This is a genomic window from Pedobacter sp. SG908, from assembly GCF_011759615.1.
GTDB lineage: Bacteria > Bacteroidota > Bacteroidia > Sphingobacteriales > Sphingobacteriaceae > Pedobacter > Pedobacter riviphilus.
This window is the reverse complement of the sequence record NZ_JAAOYY010000002.1, coordinates 583,719-603,983: the sequence shown is the minus strand read 5'-3', so window position 1 is coordinate 603,983 and position 20,265 is coordinate 583,719. Positions and strand designations below refer to the sequence as shown.

At 40.0% G+C, this 20,265-nt stretch carries 11 protein-coding genes; 2 read left to right on the top strand and 9 right to left on the bottom strand.

The features are described 5' to 3' along the window. Positions 1 to 150 precede the first annotated feature (150 nt). The 4 genes from FHT21_RS17515 to FHT21_RS17500 all read right to left on the bottom strand — a co-directional run bounded on the left by FHT21_RS17515 (position 151) and on the right by FHT21_RS17500 (position 6,182). On the bottom strand, positions 151 to 2,424 hold the full coding sequence (locus FHT21_RS17515) for a GH92 family glycosyl hydrolase (RefSeq protein WP_167296044.1): 2,274 nt from the start codon (positions 2,422 to 2,424) through the stop codon (positions 151 to 153). Positions 2,425 to 2,742: 318 nt separating this feature from the next. Then, positions 2,743 to 4,068 (bottom strand): alpha-L-fucosidase, encoded by a 1,326-nt coding sequence (locus FHT21_RS17510; RefSeq protein ID WP_167296043.1) that lies wholly within the window; start codon positions 4,066 to 4,068, stop codon positions 2,743 to 2,745. Positions 4,069 to 4,096: 28 nt separating this feature from the next. Continuing rightward, positions 4,097 to 5,788: a S41 family peptidase gene (locus FHT21_RS17505; protein WP_167296042.1), complete on the bottom strand. Its 1,692-nt coding sequence runs from the start codon at positions 5,786 to 5,788 to the stop codon at positions 4,097 to 4,099. A gap of 178 nt (positions 5,789 to 5,966) precedes the next feature. Continuing rightward, the gene (locus FHT21_RS17500; protein ID WP_010599278.1) at positions 5,967 to 6,182 is read right to left on the bottom strand and encodes a hypothetical protein; all 216 of its coding nucleotides are present in this window, start codon (positions 6,180 to 6,182) and stop codon (positions 5,967 to 5,969) included. A 260-nt stretch (positions 6,183 to 6,442) separates the two neighbouring features. Between FHT21_RS17500 and FHT21_RS17495 the strand changes: the two genes are divergently transcribed. Beyond that, entirely contained in the window at positions 6,443 to 7,045 is a 603-nt protein-coding gene (locus FHT21_RS17495) for a porin family protein (RefSeq protein WP_167296041.1), read from the top strand. 18 nt (positions 7,046 to 7,063) lie between these two features. Here FHT21_RS17495 and FHT21_RS17490 read toward each other — a convergent pair whose 3' ends face one another. Genes FHT21_RS17490 through FHT21_RS17480 form a run of 3 tightly spaced genes read right to left on the bottom strand, consistent with a single transcriptional unit; the run spans position 7,064 to position 12,439 of the window. Next, positions 7,064 to 7,732 (bottom strand): peptidoglycan recognition family protein, encoded by a 669-nt coding sequence (locus tag FHT21_RS17490; RefSeq protein ID WP_208398978.1) that lies wholly within the window; start codon positions 7,730 to 7,732, stop codon positions 7,064 to 7,066. 56 nt (positions 7,733 to 7,788) lie between these two features. After that, positions 7,789 to 9,384 (bottom strand): SusD/RagB family nutrient-binding outer membrane lipoprotein, encoded by a 1,596-nt coding sequence (locus FHT21_RS17485; protein WP_167296040.1) that lies wholly within the window; start codon positions 9,382 to 9,384, stop codon positions 7,789 to 7,791. 10 nt (positions 9,385 to 9,394) lie between these two features. Next, positions 9,395 to 12,439, bottom strand: coding sequence for a SusC/RagA family TonB-linked outer membrane protein (locus tag FHT21_RS17480; RefSeq protein ID WP_167296039.1), 3,045 nt, complete (start codon positions 12,437 to 12,439; stop codon positions 9,395 to 9,397). Positions 12,440 to 12,818: 379 nt separating this feature from the next. Here FHT21_RS17480 and FHT21_RS17475 point away from each other — a divergent pair, with 379 nt between their 5' ends. Continuing rightward, entirely contained in the window at positions 12,819 to 14,651 is a 1,833-nt protein-coding gene (locus FHT21_RS17475; RefSeq protein ID WP_167296038.1) for a PQQ-binding-like beta-propeller repeat protein, read from the top strand. A 67-nt stretch (positions 14,652 to 14,718) separates the two neighbouring features. Here the strand turns inward: FHT21_RS17475 and FHT21_RS17470 are convergent, their stop codons facing one another. Together FHT21_RS17470 and FHT21_RS17465 are read right to left on the bottom strand one after the other, a co-directional pair. Continuing rightward, positions 14,719 to 16,563 carry a RagB/SusD family nutrient uptake outer membrane protein gene (locus FHT21_RS17470; protein ID WP_167296037.1) on the bottom strand — a complete coding sequence of 615 codons (1,845 nt, stop codon included), beginning with the start codon at positions 16,561 to 16,563 and terminating at the stop codon, positions 14,719 to 14,721. An 11-nt stretch (positions 16,564 to 16,574) separates the two neighbouring features. Beyond that, on the bottom strand, positions 16,575 to 20,042 hold the full coding sequence (locus FHT21_RS17465; protein ID WP_167296036.1) for a TonB-dependent receptor: 3,468 nt from the start codon (positions 20,040 to 20,042) through the stop codon (positions 16,575 to 16,577). Between the last annotated feature and the right edge of the window lie 223 nt (positions 20,043 to 20,265).

The window sequence follows — 20,265 nt, the reverse complement described above, 5'->3', positions numbered from 1 at the left end:
ATTTTGTTGCTGTGGTTAATTTAATGAGAATATATCATATGTCCAGAATGTCATCCTGAGCTTGTCGAAGGACCTTCATTAATATGGAGTGAGGCGTTTCGACAGGCTCAACGTGACAAAATCTAGATAAACTAATTTTATGATACAACCTCATTTTTGTCTAGAACTATTAGTTGATACAGGTCTGTCTTCTTGTTTTACGCCCCAGCTTGCCGATGGTTTATTGCCCATGTAAATTTGTATATTTCCGCCAGCTGTTATGGTTTTATGCAAAATATATGATTTGGTATATGGTTTGCCATTCAGCACAATTTTCTGAATGTACTTATTCTCCGCACTGTTATCCACAACCCTTATACTGAATTTCTTATTCCCAGGCAGCGAAATAATCGCATCATTAACCAATGGCGTTCCGAAAACGTAAGCTCCATTTGCAGGATTTACTGGATAAAATCCCATTGCGGAGAAAATATACCAGGCACTCATTTGACCTACGTCTTCGTTGCCGCACAATCCATCAGGTTTTGACGAATAAAAATCTTTGTCGATTTTACGGATCAGATCGGCAGTTTTCCATGGCTGGCCTGCGTAAGTATATAAATAAGGGATGTGGTGGTTGGGTTCATTTCCCTGCGCATAATTTCCAATCAATCCGCTAATATCAGGCGAACCGTTGGTTCCCAAATCTAAAGGTAAGGTAAACAACGAATCAAGTTTATTGGTAAAAGGTTTATCTCCTCCAAAAAGATCAATCAAACCTTCTACATCTTGTGGCACCAACCAGGTATATTGCCATGCATTCCCTTCTACGTAGTCATCTTCACGGTGTTTGGACGAAAAAGGATCGAAAGGACTTCTCCAATTTCCATTGGCAAGTTTACCACGCATAAACTGAATACTCGGATCGAAGTATAAACGATACAGTTTCGATCTTTTGCTAAAATAAGTGTAATCTGCTGTTTTGTTGAGTGCCTTAGCCATTTGTGCAATGCAATAATCGTCAATAGCGTACTCCAAAGCCTTACCCACTGATTCGTTTATTTTATCAGCAGGAATGAACTTAAGCTCCTGAATGTATTCGATACCATCCGTTTTCTGCATAGCCGATTGTTTTATCGCTTCGTATGCCAGGTTTACATCAAAACCCCGGTATCCTTTTAAATAGGCATCAACAATAACCGGAACAGCATGGTAGCCCACCATGGTATTGGTTTCACTGCCCATTAAATGCCAAACGGGTAGTTTACCCTGTTGTTTATAGATGGCTAACATGGTATTTACCACATCGTTTACCTTATCCTGGTGCAGGATGGTATACAATGGATTAGCCGCACGGTAAGTATCCCACAGTGAAAAGGTAGTGAGGTTATTGAAATTTGCCTTCCTATATACCTTTTTATCTGTACCGAGGTAATCTTTGTTTACATCGTTAAAAAGTGATGGCGCTACCATGGTATGGTACAAAGCGGTATAAAATATCTTTTTGGTCGTATTTGAAGCCTCAATTTTCAACTTGGCCAGCTCTTTTTCCCACTTCGCATCACTATTTTTAACAGCTGCTGCGAAATCCCAGCCCGGTAGCTCTGTTTTTAGGTTTAAAATGGCATTTTCAATGCTTACCGGAGATAAGGCAACTTTAATCTGCAGTTTATCATGATTAATGGTATTAAAGTTAACCGCCGCCTTAAGCTTTTTACCAGATAACGTTGCGCCACTTTTAACAACAGTGCTATCATAAAGTGCAATGCTTTTAATCGGTTGCGAAAGTTTAATTACAAAATATAAACGTTGATCGTTGGCCCAACCTTTCGAATTACGATGCCCTACAATAGTAGTAGCATCAAGCTGTTTAAATGAAGCAGATACAGGCGCATCCCAACCTATACCTTCTATCAAATCGATAATGATATGTGGGTTTTCAGCACCTTTTTTAAAAGTATATTGGTGAAAGCCTACCCTTTCGGTTGCGGTTAGTTCGGCTTTAATTTGGTATTTATCAAGTAATACACTGTAATAACCAGCTTTGGCTATTTCATTTTGATGCGAAAATTTAGATAGGTAGCCGTTCTGGTCTTCGGCTGTTTTACCCTTTTCCAGAAGCAATTTACCAGTTGCAGGCATAATCGAAATATCGCCTAAATCGCCAATACCAGTACCACTTAAATGAGTATGTGCAAAACCGGTAATGGTATTACTTGCATAGTTATACCCACTGCACCAGTCCCAGCCTTCAAAGATATTGTTCGGTCCCAGCTGAACTGCACCAAAAGGAACATTTGCACCTACAAAAACATGTCCGTGTTTTGCTGATCCGATTAATGGATCGACATATTGGGTAAGTTTGGTTTTCTGCTGCGCAGCTGCATTAAGAGAGAATAGAGAGGCTGTTAGAAATAGAATAGACGAAGTTTTCTTGAACTGCATGTGTGCTTATAATTTCTTACATTAGAATTTAAAGCCTAAAAGTAAAACGTTTTACGTTTATTTTCTCATAAATAGGGAAGAATTGTGCTAAAATTAAATAAAAGCATTGAATTTAGTAAATTATAGGAAGATATAGGCTTTTGAACGAGAGAGATCATCATTGCGAGAAGGCTTTTTCAGCCAGCGAAGCAATCTTACAACTATCGCTAACAGCGAAAGCATTAAGATTGCTTCATACCTCGCAATGACGACTCTTTTAATTGAAATTCGGAAAGATTCCTCACTGCGTTTAGGATGACAGCCTATATAAACGTCCACTTACCCAATCTCCAAAACAATCACCTGATCAGGTTCTGTAGTGTTTAAAGTCGTAGTAATGGATAATTTTGCTTTTTTAAAGGTATAGTTTACTGGACTTTTGTCTTTTAGTAAATATGCCTTTTTAATTTTCTTAACGGGAACGTTTTCCAAATCCAGGGATGTTGTTTTTTCGTCTAAAATATGGATAAAAATTTTGTTATCATTTTGCGTAATGCTACCCCAGGTTTGTGGTTTAATAAATCCTGCTTTTGTACCATAAATGCTTTCACCATAAATTTTAAGCCAATTGCCCAGGCCTGCCAAACGGTCTTGAAACTCTGGCTGAATTTTACCGCTCGGCATCGGACCAATGTTTAGTAAAAGATTGGAACCCAAACTGGCGGCTTTAACCAACATGTGAACCAGTTCTTTATTCGATTTGTAATAGGTATCGCTCAAATTATATCCCCACGAATTTGAAATGGTTTCGCAGGTTTCGAGCGGTAATTTATCTGATGCCTTTTGAAAGCTTAAACCTGATTTATTCTCGCCCGGAAGATCGCGTTCGAACATTTGAAAATCTTCTCCTGCAAAGGGGCTAAGGTGATGGTTATTCCCAATCATACACTGTGGCTGAAGTTTGTGGATTAAACCATAAATTTCATTGTATTTCCAGTCAATCCGCGAGGTCCTGTCTTTTGATCCCTCCGGTTCGGTTTGATCCCAATGCCCGTCGAACCAGATTCCACCTATTTCGCCATAATTGGTCAAAAGCTCGGTTAATTGGTTTTTCATAAACTGCAAATAACTGGCATAATCGCCTTTGCCGGTCCTACCCGAGTTCTGCCCAGTCCGTCCAGTTTCATGCGGATAATCTTCTCTACGCCAATCTAACAGTGAATAATACAGATATAGTTTAATGCCTTGTTTATGGCACTCATCGGCCATCAGTTTTACAATATCTTTTTTATAGGGCGTATTCATGATATTGAAATCAGAATATTTGGTATTCCACATACTAAAACCATCATGGTGCCGGGTAATCAGCGTAATGTACTTCATTCCAGCATTCTTCGCCATACTCACCCATTGTTCGGCATTAAACTCAACAGGGTTGAAAAAATCTTTTAGGTTGGTATAATTATGAACATTCAACTTTCGTTCGTTCATTACCCATTCGCCGCTCCCTGGTATACTAAACGGACCCCAATGGATAAATAGGCCAAACCGTGCATCATTAAACCATGCTCTTTGTTTTAAATTAGAGGCAGTAGGAGTATAATCCTGTGCTTTTAACTGTAAGGCAATTAATAGCACAAGGCATATTAGGGATAATTTCTTCATAAGGATGGTGGTATCGTTTGGTTAGGTTTTAGTCTATTGATGCGGTGGCTTTGGTGGGTTTTCCAATCACCTTATAATTTCCATCGCCTTTTAAAATGGCCAGGATTTGCGATTGATTGGTAAAAAGGTTTTTCGCTGCAGCCAATTCTTTATCGTACTGGAAGCTCTGCTCAATTCTTCCTTTCTCGTAAAAATAACGGCTTACAATCTGTGTTTCCAAAACCCTTTTAATTTCTGCTTTATGGCTAACCAAATCAGTTTTTTTAGATGAGGTAAGTTTATATTTAAGATTCTCCAGATCGGTTTTAACTTCTGCAGATTTATTTTCCTTTTCAGCCTCTGCCCGCAAGTCAGAAAGCAATCTTTCTGTACGGCTTTGATAAGACAGGTCTTTATCGGCAAGGCTGCTAGAAAATGAGGCATAATCTGCATCAGATAACTGGAAGTTTTTAGCCGAAGCTAATGTTGGTTTTTCTTTCCTGTACTGATTTGCATAATTAAAGAAAAGGTTTTTATTGATCATCGAAATCGTAATCGGACTTAACTTGGCAGCATCTACCACAATATCGGGGTAAACACCATTGCCGCTGTATACATTTCTGCCTGCTTTGGTTTGGTACATAACCATGGTAGAATCGGCAAAACGTTCGGCTACACCTTCGGCATTTTTATGTGCATAATCCAGTTTCTGGATACACCTGCCTGAAGGGGTATAATATTTAGCCACGGTTACTTTAACCAAACTGTTATAAGGCAGGTTGAAGGTTTGCTGAACCAAGCCCTTACCGTAGCTACGCTGCCCAATCACAATAGCACGGTCTAAATCCTGCAGAGAACCTGCAACAATTTCTGAGGCCGAGGCCGAATTTCCATTTACGAGCACCACCAGCGGAACGGAAGTAGAAACTGGGGTTAAAAGTGTTTTATAGGCAATGGTTTTCTCTGCATTTTTACCTTTTTGGGTTACAATAAGTTGATCTTTATTCACAAAGAGGTTTACAATTTTAACTGCTTCCTGCAAAATACCACCACCATTGTTTCTTAAATCTAAAACAACACCTTTTGGATTTTCTTTTTGAATGGCCAACAGGGCATCTTTGACTTCCTGTCCAGAATTTTCCAGAAATTTATCAAGCTTAATATAACCGATTCCATCGCCAACCATTCCAGAGTAAGAAACGTTAGGCTGTTTTATTTCATCGCGCACGAGTTTTTTAGTAATTTCTTTGCCATCTCTAACCATCAGCAAATCAACCGGTGTTCCTTTAGGGCCACGCAACAACTGGCTAATTTCTTGCCGGTCTTTACCTTTTACTGCGATTCCGTTTATGCTTACCACCTGATCTCCGGCTTTAAGCTCGCTTTTATTTGCTGGATAACCTTCACTGATATCGTTAATAAACAGTTTCCCGTCGATAAAAACAGTGCTGGCACCAATACCTCCGTACTGTGTGCTTACATATTTCAACTTGTAATCTTCAATTTCCGATTCGGGAACATATTCGGTATAAGGGTCTAAACTATCCAACATGGCATCGATCCCCGTTTTCATCAATTGAGGGGCGTTGGTATCATCAACATAATTGATATTGATTTCTTTATAGAGTGAGGCAAAAATATCGAGGTTTTTAGATACCAGGAACAAATCTTCTTTAAAAGAAAAGGATAAAACAGCCACGCCAAAGCCAGCTGCTAAAAGACCATATTTTAGTTTCTTCATTCCCTTATATATTTTAATTCCGAAGGGCAAGTTAAATGAAATACTGCTCTTTTTGGAAGATTATTATTGATTAAGTACAAACGTAAATGTACAAAAACCGATAAATATTAAAAACAGCATATTTGAGCTAAGCGTAAATTAAGCGTTACGCTAAAAAGAAAAACAAGGGAAAGATTTACTAAAGTCTGTTCCCCTTAGTATCGGCAAGCGCTTTTTGAATGGTAAATTCGATGTAGGTACGGTCGCGTTTTACCAAACGCATTAAATCTTCAACCAATTGATCTTCTTTGCCAGGCGTAAATTCTAAAGGCTCGTTCGCCAGATCGCGGTATTTCCTTAAAAATTTAGTTTTTACTTTAAATGCAGTTTCAGAAGTAAGTTGAAAATTAGCCATGGCATATTTTATTTGATGCAAAAGTAAAAAATATTTGTTCAGGTTGATACCTTTTTATGTGATGTGATAAAAAAAGTGGAGATTCGCGAATTCTAATTGCACGATAATTGTGTTAAAACTGCGTTATAAAACTTAATCAGGTGTAAAACCCACATTGTGTAAATTTTAAAAAATGAAACCAGAACCTGAAGAGTGCGCTAAAATGGCATTTTGAGGGATTTATGGAATCACTAACCTTAAAAAAAAGCAAATTAAACAACATGAAAAAAATCATCTTCTCTATTGTTTTCCTAACCTTGGGTTGGGCAACATCACAGGCACAAACGTTTAATCTCGGTGTGAAAGCTGGTGTTAACTTAGCCAAGTTAAACGCAGATTTCGCAAGTGAAGAAAACCGTTTAGGCTATCAGATTGGCGCTTGGGCACGTATTGGCGGTGCTAGCTTTTATGTACAGCCCGAAGCATACATTGGAAGTAAAGGCAACAAGTTTATCAGCTTTACACAGGATAATGGAAATGAAGTTCAGGCTGAAGGAAAAGTAAAATTTACCACTTTAGATGTTCCTGTTTTGTTGGGAACAAAATTTGGTGCTAAAAATTTAAACTTCAGGTTGATGGCGGGTCCGGTTATTTCGTTTATCCTGGATGAAAACTCGACTTTTAGTTCGGCCTACCAACAGGCAACCGATTTTAGTAACTATAAAAACCAGGCATTGGGTTTACAGGCAGGTGCAGGTGTAGATGTAGGCAGCATTTCGGTTGATTTGCGCTACGAAGCTGGCCTATCAAACATTAGTAAAAGTGAAAAATACAGCCAAAAACCTAATTTATTTCAATTGAGTTTAGGATTCAAAATTTTGTAAGGATTAAAATGCGCCAGGTTATTTTTTCTCTGGCGCTCCTTTTAAATTCAGGTCTTTTAATCTATTTCTGATCCGTTTCATAAAAGACTTACCTGGGTCTGTTTTCTCGGTAAGATAGTTCGGATCGCTTTCTTTCCATAAACCCGTTCCAATAAATTGCCTGTACTCATAGTGCCCAATTACATATTCGATAGGGTATTTGGTTTTCAGGTACCTCACCAGGTTTTCATTAGCCAGCAGCTGTTTCTTTGTTAAGGGTGCGCTTTCGCTCCCCACATTTTCTACCCCTATTGCACAATAGTTTAAGCCGATCACGTGTCTTGCAAATATAGAATCGGGCATTAACCTAAATATGGTTCCATCACGATCGATAAGGTATTGACTTGATACATTTAGCGTTCCGGCTGTAGATATCGCCTTTCTGGCTTCTGGTAAAGTTGGGTTATTAAAAGCATCAAATGTTTTCTCCAAACTTGGTATGGCTGTCCAATGCAATACTACCATAACCGGTTTAATAACCGCATTATCCTGTTTAATGCCGTGCCGAACTTGCAGGTACTCGATACTGAGCTGTTTACGCTGATCGTCGAATATGATGGGTTTATAGAATGTCCGGAAGGTCGGTTTGGCACATCCAACAATTAAAGCCATTGCAAAGGATAAAAAAAGTAGTTGTTTAATTTTCATCGAAATCGAATTAAAAAAGAAAATCCCCGAAAAGAGGATTTTCAAGCGAATCGTCATTAATTAGTGTCCCACCAAAGCGGTGTTAGCAAGCGGTATTTCTCCGAATTGTCGCCCACAGCTCCTGGATTACGGGTTTGTTCGTTCGTTTCATAAACCATTCCTCTAATCCATTGGTTTGCATTATTGGCATCAAAAACAACCGTATTCAGGTTTAATGGGCGAATTAAAGATGGCCCATAAATTGCCTGACTAAAATCAGATCTGCGCATATCAACCCAGGTTTCAGGATTTAAGCATAGTGTAATATACTTTTGACGCATAATGTGGCTTAAACCTTGGGTAAGGTTTGTAAAGTGTGCCACAAGCCCATCCGCCAACTGTGCTGTCCAATAAGTATTAATTTCGGTTGCGGTAACCCCTAGTTTACGCATATTGGCTTTAACACCTTCTTCGTAAGCGGCGAGTGCACCAGCAACATCATTAGAACGCAGCTTAGCTTCTGCTTCAATCAGTTTAATTTCAGAATAAGTGATGAAAGGGATAGGCGAGGTTTGTTTGGTATAAAATCCACTATTACTAAAACGGCCATAATCATTCCCATTTGTTTTAGTGGCATCACCTGCCTGTCCGTTGGCCAACAACCCTTGACCGCCCGCCAAGCCAGCACCGGCTTTTAACCCACGGTACTGCCCGTCTGAAGCCGCAGGCTGCATAATCCGGCTTATCCTTGGATCTTGAAAAGTGGTATTGGTAACCGGAAACGATGATAGCATATTAACAAAGAATTGGCTCCAGGCAAAATAACGTGGATCGTAAAGCGCATTATTTGGATCTGTTGTGGTAAGCACAAAACCACCCCAGCTGTACCATGGGTTTTCATCAGTTTGGATGCCTCCTGATAAATAAGCAAACTGCGCATCCATTCCATCGGCATTAAAGGCATTGCTACAGGCCTCAATAATTTTTGCAGGATTGTACAATGCGCCCTTTTTAGATAAATGGTTCAGATATCTGGCTTTTAACGCCCAGGCAAATCTTTTCCATTTGCTTACATCTCCCTGAAACATAATGTCACCACCGCTGGCATTAAGTCCAGTAGCATTTGTTGTACTATTAAAAGCAACAATTGCTTCATCCAGCAATTTATCAATACGTTGGTAAACTTCTTGTTGTTGTTGCATTTTAGGCAGCAAATTTAACTGGGTTTTGCCATCGTAATAATCATCAACCACAATCGAACCGTATTGGTCGGTAAGCAGGCCAAAATTCATAGCCAGCAACGTTTTACCTGCGCCAACAAAGTAAGGACTTCCTTCCTCTTCACCCAGATTGATCACATCGACACAATTGGGCATAGTATATACGTAGGCGTTTTGCCAAAGAAAATAACTGGCTGTAAAACGCCATTGTTCTGCGTTACGATTGGTACCAGTAAGCAATTTAGTTGTTCCGTACTGCACAAGCCCTGATACTTCTCTCGTGCCCCTCCACAGCGCGGCACCGTTTGATGTGGTGATAGCGCCCACCAGACGGCTCGCAGCCGAAATTTTTGTAGGATTATTTGGATCTTTATTTACATCAAGGTACTTCTTACAAGAGGTATTTAAAAACATACCACTGATTAATGATGCTATTATTATTTTATTTTTCATGACGATGCAATTAAAAAGTTAATCTTAAACCCATATCTATTCCACGTGTAGCAGGAATACCAAGGTTATCGAACCCAAAAGAACCCGATCCACCAACGCCTGCACCACTGCCCGAAACCTCAGGGTCTACTCCCGAATATTTGGTAATCAAGATCAGGTTTCTACCTGTTACTGTAAATGCCAGACCTTTAAGTTTGGTTTTAGCTAAAAAACTGCTTGGCATGTTATACGTTAAAGTTGCATACCTTAATCTATACCAGCTGCCATCTTCAACAAAATCATATCCTTGACTAGCGTAAATAGTTTGGTAATAATTTTGATTTAGTGGGACTGACAGAGTACTTGGCAATCCGGTAGATTCTATAATACCATCAAAAACTTTAGACCCACGATCTAAAGTTTTTGTGCTTAGACCGGAACGGACCAATGAATTTTCAGTTGCGTTGAATACATCTCCGCCTACCCGGATATCAACCATAAAGGATAAAGCAAAATTTTTATAGTTAAAGGTATTGGTGATGCCTGAAGTAAAATCAGGATTACGGTCTCCAATATTAGCATAGGCGACTTGCACCTGTGGATAACCATTATTACCGAGTAATAACTGCCCCTGAGCATTCCGCTTCCAAACATTACCATTAATACCAAATAAACTTCCATTTAAGAATCCTGCTCCCTGAGCTACATTGGCAGCTACCCAGGCATCAGATAGCTCTACCCGATCTAAAGCTCCCGGAAGCTCTTTCACAATGGACTTGTTATGGGCAAAGTTGATATCTATTGTCCACTTGAAATCTTTTTTAACAATGGCCTGTGCATTCAGCACCACCTCAATTCCTTTATTCTGGATGGCCCCACCATTTAAGTAGGTAAGAAAAGCTCCTGCCGATGGCGGAACCCTGGTTGCTAAAATCTGGTTATCTGATTTACTTCTGTAATAAGTAAAATCGATCCCGAAGCGGTTTTTAACAAACCTTAAATCTGCTCCCACTTCAAATGCTCTGGTAAACTCTGGCACCAGCATCGGGTTACCAAATGGATTATTGGCATTGGTAATAAAACCACGAGGATTGATGGTGAAAGTGTTGGTAACTGCAGCAAGTGATGTGGTAGTTACATGTGGCGGTGCATCTTTACCAACATTGGAATAGGCCGCTCTGATTTTTCCGTATGAAAAAATCTGATCATCCGACTTCAGTTTAAGTTCTTTCAATAAATCGGTTAAAACAACAGAAGTACTTATAGCCGGATAAAAAAAAGCATTATCGCCAACCGGAATAGTTGATGTCCAGTCGTTTCGTGCCCTTAGGTTTACATAAATGATGTTTTTCCAGTCGAAATTAAAATCACCAAATACGCCTACAATTCTTCTGCGGTTTAGGGTTTCAGAAACAGACCTATCGGTAGCGACAGTGTTGTTAATACTTGGAAAAGTTGGATCTATAAAATTGATAGCATTAGCCGTTAAGGTTTGCACCCTTGTATTTTCGATATTATTGCCAATAGCCAGGCTGAAATTGTAATCATCCCAGAAAGTTTTCTTTGCTGTAGCAATAAAAGTTGAGGTGGTGATCTGATTAGTGTTGGTGTTTTGACCGATAGCTCCTTTAAGTGCATCAGCTTCTAAAGTACCGGGCATGCGTACCGCCTTAAAATTCTCGGTGTATAAATCAGTACCCAGGCGATAGGTTAAATTTAGAAAACTAAAGGGATTGTAGTTGATATTTGCTATTCCTATAAAACGGTTAATGCCGCTGGTAATCGGCTTGTTCTGGATGGTCCAGTAAGGGTTATCATTACCTCCCGGGAAAACCCTTTGCGAGCCATTCGGGTTCAAATAATTGGTCATATCATCATTACGTGGCCAATATAACGCACCCATAGTGCCATTTGCACTCCCTTGCGGCACCGAAGTACGATCGGTACGCACATAGTTGGCCGAACCACCTACGGTAAGTTTTTCGCCAATTTTGGTGTCGGCATTAATCCTGAATGATTTTCTTCTAAAATCAGAATTATCTACAATTGATCCCTGATCTAAAAGTGATGCAGAGGTATAAAAAGTACTCTTTTCAGAGCTTCCGCTTACCGAAAGATCATGACTTTGGGAGAAAGCGGTTTTAAAGAAATTTTTCAGATTATCGTAAACCGTTTCATTAGCTGCAAATTCGGGCCCCCAGGAGTTTGGTGCAGTTGCGCTGAAATTACCAGCCTCGCCCTGTTTATATTTACCCTGCAACTCTGGTAACTGATTTACATTGTCTAACGAAAAAGTATTCTGATAAGTAATTTTTGCCGCGCCGCCAGAACCTTTTTTGGTGGTAATTACAATGGCACCCGAGGCAGCCCTGATTCCATAAAGTGCAGCAGCAGCGGGACCTTTTAGTACTGTTAACGACTCAATATCTTCAGGATTAATATCGATGGCGCGGTTTGATGCCGGAGCAGTACTGGCTGCAAGCCCTGCCTGACTTACCGGCGTAGTATTGTCAACAGGAATACCATCAACCACAAAAAGTGGCTGGTTGTTTCCACTCAGCGAACTTCCTCCCCTGATCATAATATTTGCAGAAGAGCCAGGTGCACCACTTGAATTGGTAATTTGAACACCAGCTACCTTTCCCTGCATCGCGTTAACCAGATTGGGCTGTTGCGAATCGACAATTTCTTTGGCTTTAACGTTCTGGGTAGAGAAACCTAAGCTTCTTACCTCCTGCTTAACCCCAAATGCCGTTATGGCTACCTCATTTAGCGTTTTAGCATCTTGCTTTAGCTGAACATTGATTACCCTGTTATCTCCAATATGACGTTCTTCGGTTATCGAACCGATATATACAAAAACCAAAACCTGATCGCTTGTGGCTTTAATGGTATAACGCCCGTCAGAATCAGTGCTGATTCCGGCTGTAGATCCTTTAACCTTTACAGAAACACCAGGCAACGGCGTACCGTCATCTGCTGATGTTACTTTACCGGAAATGGTGACTTGCTGGGCGAATACCTGCCCAACCCAAAAACACACTCCCAGAAACAAGAATAGTAGTTTTTTCTTCATAAAATTGATTAATTAGGATTAGAAAATGATGAATTAATACAAAAAAGACAGATTAACACTCAGTTATCTTAAATATCAAGAATATTTTCTTATCAAAAGAAACCATCTCAGCCTTTTTACATAAAGCTTGGTGATGGCTCAAATAGATAAACACGTTCAACAAAATCAACTTAGGACAAACAGTTTATCAGAATACCTCTAAATCCTGGAAATAAAAAGGCGTCATTACCAATGGTGAATTGTTTGAATTTAGCCCCCCCCGTTTAATCTAATTCTTAATCCAACAACACCTTTATAAACATGTAATATTGGTATTACAGCTCTGTTTTAACCTTAAAAAAATCCGATTTTTATAGTTAAACAATTTAACGAAAAACAAATGAAATATCCCATTCTTTTACTGTTTGCTGTCCTGTTCTCGCTCTCTGTAAAAGCCCAAAATTTTAAATATGCTTTTGTAACCGATACCCACGTTGGATCGTCAACAGGCGAAGAAGATCTTAACAGAACTGTTGCAGACATTAACGCATTAAAAGACATCGATTTTGTAATTATTACCGGTGATATTACCGAAATGGGTACCAATAATGAACTTAAACTCGCAAAAGACATCCTCGCCAAATTGAACAAACCCTTTCATATTATTCCAGGTAATCACGACACGGGTTGGTCGGAATCAGGAGGTGTGAGTTTCATCAAAGAGTTTGGTAGTGATAAGTTTATTTTTGATCATAATGGTTACCGTTTTATCGCCTGCGCATCAGGGCCTTATGTACGGATGAGTGACGGACATATTCCAAGAGACGCTACCGTTTGGCTTGACAGTGTGCTTAAAGCAACACCTAAAAATATGCCCATTATTTTTGCTAATCACTACCCATTGGATAACAGTTTGGATAATTGGTACGAAGCAACAGATGAGTTAAAGAAGTACAATATCCAATATGCCATTTGCGGCCACGGGCATAACAATCACCCTTATAATTTTGAGGGCATTGAAGCCACAATGGGCCGTTCTAATTTACGGGCAAAAGATAGTATTGGAGGGTACAACATTGTAACCATGACCAAAGACACTGTGTTTTTTCAGGTCAAAAAACCAACACAGGAAATTCTTCCTGTATGGCGAAAAATCGTTTTGAAAACTTTTGTAGATGATCAGAAAAAATACGAACGCCCTAATTTTTCTATCAACAATAAATATCCGGCTACGAAAGAAGCTTGGTCTTACCACTCCAATGCCAATGTGGTAAATACCCCAACTTATGCTTCGAACAATGTTATTTTTGGAAACAGTTTAGGTTTAGTGGAAGCCCTAAACAAGAATACCGGCAAAAAAGTATGGACATTTAAAACTAAAGGCGCCATCTACTCTTCACCAGCAGCGGTTAACGGAACGGTTATTTTAGGTTCAGGCGACGGAAACATTTATGCATTGAATGCTAAAACAGGAAAAGAAATCTGGCATAAAGAAATAACGAATTCGGTATTGGGATCACCAGTAGTTAATGGACAACTGGTATACATTGGGGGTAGCGACAATACTTTTAGGGCCCTGGATATTAAAACAGGGAAAGAAATCTGGGCATTCAATGAAGTTGAGGGTTCTATCGTAGGCAAACCGCTTATTTATCAAAATAAAATTATTTTTGGATCGTGGGGCAGACATCTTTACGCACTCGATATCAATACAGGAAATCTGCTTTGGAAATGGAATAACGGCCAGGCAAACCGGATGTTTTCGCCGGCTATGGTAACGCCTGTTGCCTACCAGGGTATTGTTTATATTGCAGCCCCCGATCGTTATTTAACAGCTATTGATGTAAAAAATGGCAGTACACTGTGGCGGAACAAAGAAGCTACGGTTCGCGAATCGATCGGCCAATCTGCAGATAGTACCATCATTTACGGAAAAACCATGCAGGATGAGATTGTGGCCTATAAAGCACAGGCAAAAGATCCGGGCATTTTATGGCGCTATAATGTAGGCTTTGGATATGAGCACACACCATCAATGCTGATAGAAAAAGACGGAAAGGTGTTTTTTGGAACGAAAAACGGCGTTGTTTATGCCATTGACCCTAAACAACAAAGCACCGTTTGGGCGCACAAAATAGATAACTCGATGATCAATACGGTGAATGTAATCGAAGGTAAAAACATCCTTGTGAGTACTATGGATGGTAAAGTGGTTTGGTTAAAAACAAACTAAAAGTAGAAAAAAACCTCCTCAAAAATTAATTCGAGGAGGTTTTTCGTATTTATAATTACTTAAAACATTACCAACCTGGGGTTTGTGTAAGCTTATAACCCTTTTCTTGATATTGAATAATCTGAGCTTGCCCTACCGGTGCTAAATATGCCCGATCCGTAAATGCATTTCTATTTGCCGCATTGGTAACCATCCAATAACCTACCATGGCTGCTGCATTTGTACCATCATAAGTAACAATGGTACCATCAGCTTTTCTTACCTTAACGTTACGTGCGGTTGCATTTGCAGCGGTTAAATAACTCGGCGCCTCAGCTTGTACATTTACCCATGGCCCTAGGAAATAATCGGGATTGGTACTAAAATCCATATTATTAAGTTTTTTCCACCGTTTTAAATCCAGTAAACGGGTATGCTCAAATACAAACTCCATACGACGTTCTCTGCGGATTTCCCAAATCAAATCAGGAACATCGGCATCTTTAGCGGGATCGACCGGAAGAGCACCTATCGTTAGCGGTGCTGTTTTTAACACCCCTTTTGCAGCGGCAGCAGCGTCAAGCGGGCGGTTCCTAATAGCATTTATTGATTTATTCAGATCAGACTGCGTGATGGCCGCCCCAGAATAATATTGCGCCAATACGGCTTTGGCTTCTATCCAGTTTAACACCACTTCGGCCAAACGCATTACAGGCGCATCACTTGTATTGGTGTTACTGCCCCAAGCAGCCGGATAAGTTTTACCGATATAAGTTAAGGCCTCTCTTGATGCAAATTTAAAACCATAAAGCAAAGTTGCCGAAGGAACCAGGGCTTTATCATAAAATGATGCTTCGAAACGTGGATCTCTTGTTTTTACCAGATCAGCAATTGTAAATGAATTTGCTCCGGTAACAGCAGAGTTTTGCCATACTTTACCATCGTTAAGCAAGAAAGATTTTATTAAAACCAAATTGGCATCCACTCCAACAACCTCAGTTCCATTTTGGTACGAACCGATACTGTGCGTAACAGCTAGAGCCGCATCATAAGTTCTATACAACAACACTTCTGGATGCCCGGCTAAATTATCACTTGAAAACAGTGACTTAAAATCGCGTGTGAAATTAAATTTGTTGCTATTAATCACATAATCGCCTGCTTCCACAGCAAACTCTAAATATTTTTTGGCTCTTGCTGCGTCTAAGCCATGGTAATGTTCATACGTCCCTTCGAACAACATAAACCTCGAAATAAATGCCGCAGCGATATATTTATTCAGGAACTGCGCTCCATCATTATCTCGCATGTTAGCCATTACATATTTAAAATCATCGTACACCTTATCCATCACCACACCCCTTGCATCTCTATCTTTATATAAAGTTGGCAGATCGGTATCCAAAACCTCTTTATCAAAATAAGGTACATCGCCAAAAACACTAACCAAACGGCTATATTCAAAACCCCTGAAAAAACGGGCTACCGCTGTCCAGTGGTTATAAGCTTCGGTAGTAATTTTTGGCTTTGCAACGTCGTTTAAACGGGCCAACATTACATTTGATTTTCTAACCCAAGCGAAATCCCATGTTGGACCTGCATAGGTACCTAACCAATCGGCAGCTTCAGAAACAGAGCCCCTTGTTGTAGGCACACTACTTTCAAAACTGGTTTGCGCATTTTTACCTGTTAAATCATCAGAGAAGGTATAACCCCTTACTGGCGCATAATCTACACCAAAGCCCGAGTTGTATCCATTAAAGTAATTAGTATAATAACTATTGGCATACATGCGGATATCATCCTCACCGCGCCAGTATTGCCCATCTATATATGATGTTAGTGGCGTGCGATCTAAAACGTCCTTATTACAAGATACCAGAAATAGGGCGGCCATAATTGGCAAACCATATATGTATTTAAAATATTTCATCTTCTTAATTTTTAAAAATTCAACTGAACACCAAAAGAAATACTCTTAAAAGCAGGGATTCCGGTTCCTGTACGGCCGCTATTGTAATTTGATTGATCCCATACAGAATACCCGTTAATACTTTCCGGATCGATCGGCAAATCCCCTAAATGATCCCAAGTAAAGAAATTCTCGAGCGCGGTATACACCCTTAGCGAACTAATACCAACTTTTTTGGTCAGCATTTGCGGAAAAGTATAACCAACTGTTAAATTTTTCAATCTTAAATAAGCCATATTTAACAAATACCTATCTTGAACCTGCATGTTATTGGTGGTTCCGCTCGCTGCATTGTTATAGGCAGCAGGGTAAAAGGCATCAGGCGTTTGCGGTGTCCAATAATTGCCTGCAATGGCTTCTGGCATTGCACCATCGGCTGAGTTAAATCCTGGGATGGCTAAAAATCCAGCGCCCCAAATTTTGCGGCTTCCCACTCCCTGAAAAAACGCGCTGATATCAATGCCCTTGAAATCGGCTCCTAATCTAAAACCATACTCATAACTTGGATTGGAATTCCCAATTACCTCTAAATCGCCGTGATTAGCCAAAGTACCATCGCCATTGCTGATTTCCCCATCACCATTTACATCGATGAATTTAACATCGCCAGGACCAAAACGGAAAGTTGATGCATTTTGTAAAAAAGGCTGATAAACTGGTTTTTCGCCGTTTGGTCCGGCTTTTAGTTTATAAGTTTGTTTCCCTGCGTTTAACTTACTCTCGGCATTAGTTAAGGTGATTAAAATAGGTTTGCCAGAGCCATCCAGTTCAAAGTCGCTCGTTTGATATAATCTATCTGTGCGATAGCCCCATATTTCGCCAATATCTTTACCGTTATAGTTACCAACAACCTGTGTGCCGGAGCCATAAGCGGTTAATCTTGTTTTGGCATCAGAAATATTACCTTTGAAATTAATACCCAAACCATTTTTAAACCTATGGTTGAAATCTAAAGTTAATTCCCAGCCCCTGGTTTGTAATGCACCAAAGTTACCTTGCGGCGCTCCCGCTCCAAAAGTAAAAGGAATACCCTCTTGAGGCACAATCATGTTATCGGTGTTTCTTTGGAAAACATCAAAAGAAACATTTATCTTATTGTTTAACAAGGTTGCATCTAGCCCTAAATTGGTAGTCACAATATCCTGCCATTGAATCGCTTCTTTAATTGCGTTTGGCGTGCCTACAAAATTTACTTTTGCACCATTTGCACCAATCCAGCTCGACTGTCCGCTTGGCATAATTGGGATGTACAAATTGTTCGGCACAGTCTGATCGCCGATTGATCCCCAAGACCCTCTAAATTTTAACTGATTCAAGAGTGGTTTGGTCCATGCCATAAAATTTTCTTCGCTGGCTACCCAACCCGCAGAAAATGAAGGGAACCATCTCCACTGCAAATCGGTTGGAAATTTTGAAGAACCATCGTAACGTAAGTTAGCTTCGATAAGATATTTGTTTTTAAAGGCATAATTGATACGGCCAAAATAACCTAGTTGCGATTCCCATTTTTTATCTGACCCTGCAATATCTATTCCTCCCGGAATAATTCCCATTACTGCCGAGGATGGAATTACGGTTTGTATACCGGTACCAAACCTAAACTGTGGGTTATAGATATCAGCCAAATTGGTAATCTGACCGAACTGCGATTCTGCTGTAGAAGTAACCCGATTTAAACCCAAAATAAATTTAAAATTGTGGCTCTCCTTTAAATTTAAATTATAAGTAGTAAAAGCATTAATGGTATGGCTAAAATAACTTGTTGCAGATCTAGCAAAATGATCGGGGCTTGAACCTGGTGTAGTGTACATATCCAATGATAAATCGTATGCTGCAATTGCACCAGCCGCGGTGCTTGAAACCACTTGGCCCTGATCATTTACATAAACAGGCGCACCACTTGCATCTAAACGTGCCTTCGGTGCCACCCATGAATTTCTTGCAGTAAACCTTGTACCCGGTCTTTTCCAGTCTTCAGTTTGATTGGTAAAAGTATAATCAAAATCTACTTTCCAGTTTTTTAGGATGTTAACAGTAGAACCCAAATTTACATTAGCATAATTTAATAAGATGTTGGCTGTATTTGCCGAAGCAACCTCACTTTCGGGACTGCGGATGGCATCGCCATTTTCATCTTTTCCCAATGGATACAATGAACTCCAGCGATATAAATACAACCATGGATCGGCCGTAGTAGAGTTAGTGGTATATGCGTATTGTTTATTTCTTCTTGAATATAGTGCCCCTCCACGGATGGTAAGATACTTGTTGATTTCGCTTGATATCTTGATTGATGCATTGTAGCGTGTAAAACGATCTTCTTTCGCCGGTTTTAACATTCCGCTCTGATCGAGCAATGCAAGGCCTAAATTATAAGTTGTTTTTCCGGTTGTACCACCAACTGATAGGTTGTGTTGTTGGGTAGGGGCCCATTCTTTGATCATGTATTCGTAAGGATCGTAAGTCCTCACGCCCATTTTCAGGTTGGCTCCCTGTACATACCAATCTCTCCCAAACACAGTAGGATCGTCTGGCCCGATTGTACTTCCGTACTTTTCCTTCCACGCTACCGCTTTTTCATAACTTGCCCTATCTACATAATAAAATGCACCAACCGGGGTGGTTACTCCTACCCGTTCAGCGGCATCAACGGTATATTTCAAACCGTTTACATCAGCCATTTTTAGGTCTTTCCAAACGTTCTGGAAAGAAAAGTTATTTGAGTAATTAATTGAAGGCTTATCAGACCCAGATCCTTGCTTAGTCGTTATCAATACCACACCAAAAGCAGCCTTGGCACCATAGATAGAGGATGCAGCAGCATCTTTTAAAATGGTAATTGACGCGATATCGTTGGGGTTAACCAGTTGGATGCTCGGGATCTCTACATTATCCAATAAAATCAAAGGAGAACTCCCTCCTGCAAATGATGCCAGTTGCCCCCTGATTTTAATTACCGGATCGGAGCCAATTTCGCCACTTGGAACGGTTACACTTAAACCTGATGCTGCCCCTTGAAGTGCCCTGCCTACATCGGCAATCGGCCTGCCCTCCAATGTCTTTTTCACATCAATGGTAGAAACAGCGCCTGTAAGGTTGCCTTTGCGTTGGGTTCCATAACCCACCACAACCACATCATCAAGCCCTTGTGCATCGGTTTTTAGGCTTACATTGATGGTTTTAGTAGCGCCAACTGTTTTTTCGGCAGTTACATAACCAATGTAAGAGAACACCAGTATGCTACCATTTGCGGCACTAATGGAGTAACTTCCGTCAGCGTTGGTTTGCGCAACAGTATTGCTGCCCTTAACCCTAACAGAAACCCCCGGTATCGGCCCATCTTCTGATGTAACCTTACCTGTGATGGTGATTTGTTGCGCAATGGCATGGGCCACCAGCAAAAACACGCCAAGAAAGATTGATAGTAATTTTTTTTTCATAAACACGAGTTAATGATGTTTGTTGTTAGTTTAGATTCATAAACACGCACAATTCCGCATATTCCTGAATTTTAAGTAAATATCATAATTGTTTTCCACTTATTTACAAATATTTAAGGGGTATATATTGTAATTAGTTTGATATTATTGCAAAAAACCGCACAAAAGCGCAATTAAAATGGGTTCTAATCTCATTTTAACACTATGCATTTTTAATAAAAAA

Coding starts and splice junctions, on each gene's coding strand:
- FHT21_RS17515 (WP_167296044.1), bottom strand. CDS start 2,424: ATGCAGTTCAAGAAAACTTCGTCTATTCTATTTCTAACAGCCTCTCTA.
- FHT21_RS17510 (WP_167296043.1), bottom strand. CDS start 4,068: ATGAAGAAATTATCCCTAATATGCCTTGTGCTATTAATTGCCTTACAG.
- FHT21_RS17505 (WP_167296042.1), bottom strand. CDS start 5,788: ATGAAGAAACTAAAATATGGTCTTTTAGCAGCTGGCTTTGGCGTGGCT.
- FHT21_RS17500 (WP_010599278.1), bottom strand. CDS start 6,182: ATGGCTAATTTTCAACTTACTTCTGAAACTGCATTTAAAGTAAAAACT.
- FHT21_RS17495 (WP_167296041.1), top strand. CDS start 6,443: ATGAAAAAAATCATCTTCTCTATTGTTTTCCTAACCTTGGGTTGGGCA.
- FHT21_RS17490 (WP_208398978.1), bottom strand. CDS start 7,732: ATGAAAATTAAACAACTACTTTTTTTATCCTTTGCAATGGCTTTAATT.
- FHT21_RS17485 (WP_167296040.1), bottom strand. CDS start 9,384: ATGAAAAATAAAATAATAATAGCATCATTAATCAGTGGTATGTTTTTA.
- FHT21_RS17480 (WP_167296039.1), bottom strand. CDS start 12,439: ATGAAGAAAAAACTACTATTCTTGTTTCTGGGAGTGTGTTTTTGGGTT.
- FHT21_RS17475 (WP_167296038.1), top strand. CDS start 12,819: ATGAAATATCCCATTCTTTTACTGTTTGCTGTCCTGTTCTCGCTCTCT.
- FHT21_RS17470 (WP_167296037.1), bottom strand. CDS start 16,563: ATGAAATATTTTAAATACATATATGGTTTGCCAATTATGGCCGCCCTA.
- FHT21_RS17465 (WP_167296036.1), bottom strand. CDS start 20,042: ATGAAAAAAAAATTACTATCAATCTTTCTTGGCGTGTTTTTGCTGGTG.